This is a genomic window from Alkalimonas sp., from assembly GCF_020831925.1.
Lineage (GTDB): Bacteria > Pseudomonadota > Gammaproteobacteria > Enterobacterales > Alteromonadaceae > Alkalimonas.
In genome coordinates, this window is the sequence record NZ_JAFIFQ010000115.1 from 1 (window position 1) to 2,738 (window position 2,738).

Below are 2,738 nucleotides of genomic sequence, written 5' to 3' on the forward strand. Positions count from 1 at the left end.
GAGCGTTGCCGGTTCAGTTGCTCCAAGGCGGATTTGATCAGGTTTTTCACAGAGCGAAGCATGCTGGGGTCCTTGTTGGTTAGGAAGTCAGTGAAAGCCGGTAGCAGCGTAAGTGGCTGCCTGCGCAGTTAATCGGGGTAAACAACAGCTGGTTGGCCGGCAGCTCACCGCTTGGCAGGTAAATCATGCCATAGCGGCCCACCGTGGCCATTCGACTGTCCTGGTAATCCAGCGCCAGCAACGGCTGCCAGTCTCCTTCTGGGCTGCGGCGCCACAAGGCCGCTTGCTCTGGCGTGTCTTGTTGACGCCCAGGCTCGAAGGTGGTGGCTAAGACGGCGCTGCCATCGGCACAGGGCGTGGCGAAATAGGCTGGGTTGCCTATGGTGGCCACCTGTTCGCGCTGCTGGCTTTCAAAATGATAGCGGTAAATGTGGTTGATGGCATCGGCCGGGGCATCTTTACCGGCATCCATGCCCCATTCGATGCAATCAGAATAAAACAACAGACTGATGGCGCGCCAACTTTGATCGCCGCCGGCAAAACGATGCACCGTGGTAAATTCATCGTCGGTGTAATAAAAGGCGGACTCCTGATCGGCATCGCCGGTGGTGATCCACAAGCGATTGCGGTATTGGTCGTACTGAATGGCGTGGATGTGTTTAATCTCATCACGGGAAAACTCCCAGCAGACGCTGGCGGTTGCCGTCGCCGGACAGACCCTGATCACCCGGATTGGGCAGCTGTGGTTGTTCAGGTACTCGCCAAAGTACACCTGGCCGGAGGCTGGATGACTTGCCAGGCCACCACGCAATGGCCCCACCAGGTTGGCGATGTGCGCACTGGCTACGACGTGGGCGGTTTTGCTGCGCTGGTTTGGCCGGTACAGATAGATGCGGTCGTACACCATCACGATGTTGCCATCGCTGTTTTCAATCACATGCTCAATGCCCAGTTGCGGTTTCAGCCATTGCCGCAGACGGCTTCTGGCAACTTTGTTTTTTAGCCAACCCAGCACCCCAGGGCTTTTTGCTGGCAAATCACAAACTGGGCGAAGCCGCTGGCTTGCCAAATCCAGCCGGTAGAGGGTGTGATCGCGGCTGCAGAGCATGGAGTGCTCGGAAGCCATGTGGGGGATCAGGTTTTGGTAGAGCAGTTCCATCTTGCGCATGAGTAATCCTCATATCGTCCTTGCCATGCAGACCAAACCAGAGGTTGAAGCAGAGCCGCTAGTGTTGCATAATCGCTGAACTATTCAACCCATCAAGTAAAGACTAAGGTCGGTCGCTGGAACAACAGGATTGTTAGTTTCCCCGACCTCTGTGTTAGCTCATATTAGCAGATAATGTAGGATTTTTGTGATGGTGTTATCAAAGAACTTCGTAAAAGGATGTTGGCATTGGTTGATGCAAAAGCATTAAAGCTCAGTCACTACAAGGATGTATTTCGTGTTACGGCTCCCGATGGCTCTTACCATATTGTAAAAACCTTTAAAGGCTGGGCAAAAATCCATTGCCATAACAACGCCAAGTACACTCTGCAAGCAATACAATTGCTGACATCAGAGCTCAGCTGTGTGCGCTTGCCTTCCTGGGTCGCTTTGGGTGATGACGATGTCTCTGTTCGCATGGAATTGTTACCCGAGCTGCGAAAAGGTAAGGAAGTCTATCCCCTGCAATACGGTGTCTATCACCGTTTTTTTAGTGAGCTCTATCAAATTCATGCGCCTGAGTGGGTGAAAGACATTCACCAGTCGAAAGTGATTTCTGAAGAGGTGCTTGCGGCGATTCCATCTGATCAACCAATGGCGCTTGGCTTCAAAGGCGATGCTTGGGGCAACGTGCTGTTAAGCCGGGGTACTCTGGTGTTGGCCGATGTAGAAGACATCTGCATGGAACCTTTGGGTTTCAGTGAAGTGATCGCCATACTGGAAATGACGACGGCGGCAACCAGTGGGAAACCACAAGCACTGGTTGGTTTGTTTGCATTGCGCTCAGTACAACCTGCTTTCATTCACTTTTTGACGTCCAATCAGGCGCTAACAGTTGTTCGGTTGGCCAGGCTTGCTTGGGAACCCCGAATTGTCAGTTGCGGTAAAATCAGAAAAGCGTGCAAAGTCAGGATCGCGGACTTGGTGGTTCAACAGCTTGAAAAACTGATTGCCGGCCATGCTAAGCAGGAACAAAGCGCATGATTTCAGGGATACTCCGTTTTGTGCAACATGTTTTTCAGCAGAAATCTGGCAATCGCCTCACCATCCTGACCTACCATCGCGTCGCACCCGAAGGGCAAATCACCTATTTGCCGGCCTTGAGCACCGAGGCGTTTTCGCGCCAGCTTGGCTGGATTAAGCGCTATTTTCAGGTCATGACGCTGGCCGAAGCGGGCCGCCGGGCTGACGAAGGAAGCTTGCCAGCCAATGCTGCAGTCATTACGGTGGATGATGGCTACGACGATTGTTTTCACTACATTTTTCCTCTGCTGCAACAGCATGGCCTGACCGCCAGCTTCTTTATCACCACCGCAGGTTTGGACGATGGTCAATTGTGGGAAGAAAAGATCGCCGAAGCCATTATTGATGCGCCCCAAAGCTGCCCGCAGCTTAGCTGGCAGGGCAAGGTGTATCCCATCCCTAACTTTGCAACGCGGCTTGCGCTGACCAAACAACTGATTGCCGAGCTGAAATACCTGCCGCTGGATGAGCGCGAACAACGCTTGCTGAGCTTGCAGCAACAAACCGG

Annotated in this window: 3 protein-coding genes; 2 read left to right on the forward strand and 1 reads right to left on the reverse strand. The window is 53.0% G+C overall.

Annotated features, from left to right (window positions below):
- Positions 1-79 precede the first annotated feature (79 nt).
- On the reverse strand, positions 80-1,168 hold the full coding sequence (locus JJU14_RS16365) for a hypothetical protein (protein WP_228614790.1): 1,089 nt from the start codon (positions 1,166-1,168) through the stop codon (positions 80-82).
- A 228-nt stretch (positions 1,169-1,396) separates the two neighbouring features.
- Here JJU14_RS16365 and JJU14_RS16370 point away from each other — a divergent pair, with 228 nt between their 5' ends.
- Positions 1,397-2,191 carry a hypothetical protein gene (locus JJU14_RS16370; RefSeq protein WP_228614791.1) on the forward strand — a complete coding sequence of 265 codons (795 nt, stop codon included), beginning with the start codon at positions 1,397-1,399 and terminating at the stop codon, positions 2,189-2,191.
- On the forward strand, positions 2,188-2,738 hold a 551-nt coding region (locus tag JJU14_RS16375; RefSeq protein ID WP_228614792.1), incomplete at its 3' end, for a polysaccharide deacetylase family protein. The genes JJU14_RS16370 and JJU14_RS16375, both read left to right, overlap by 4 nt.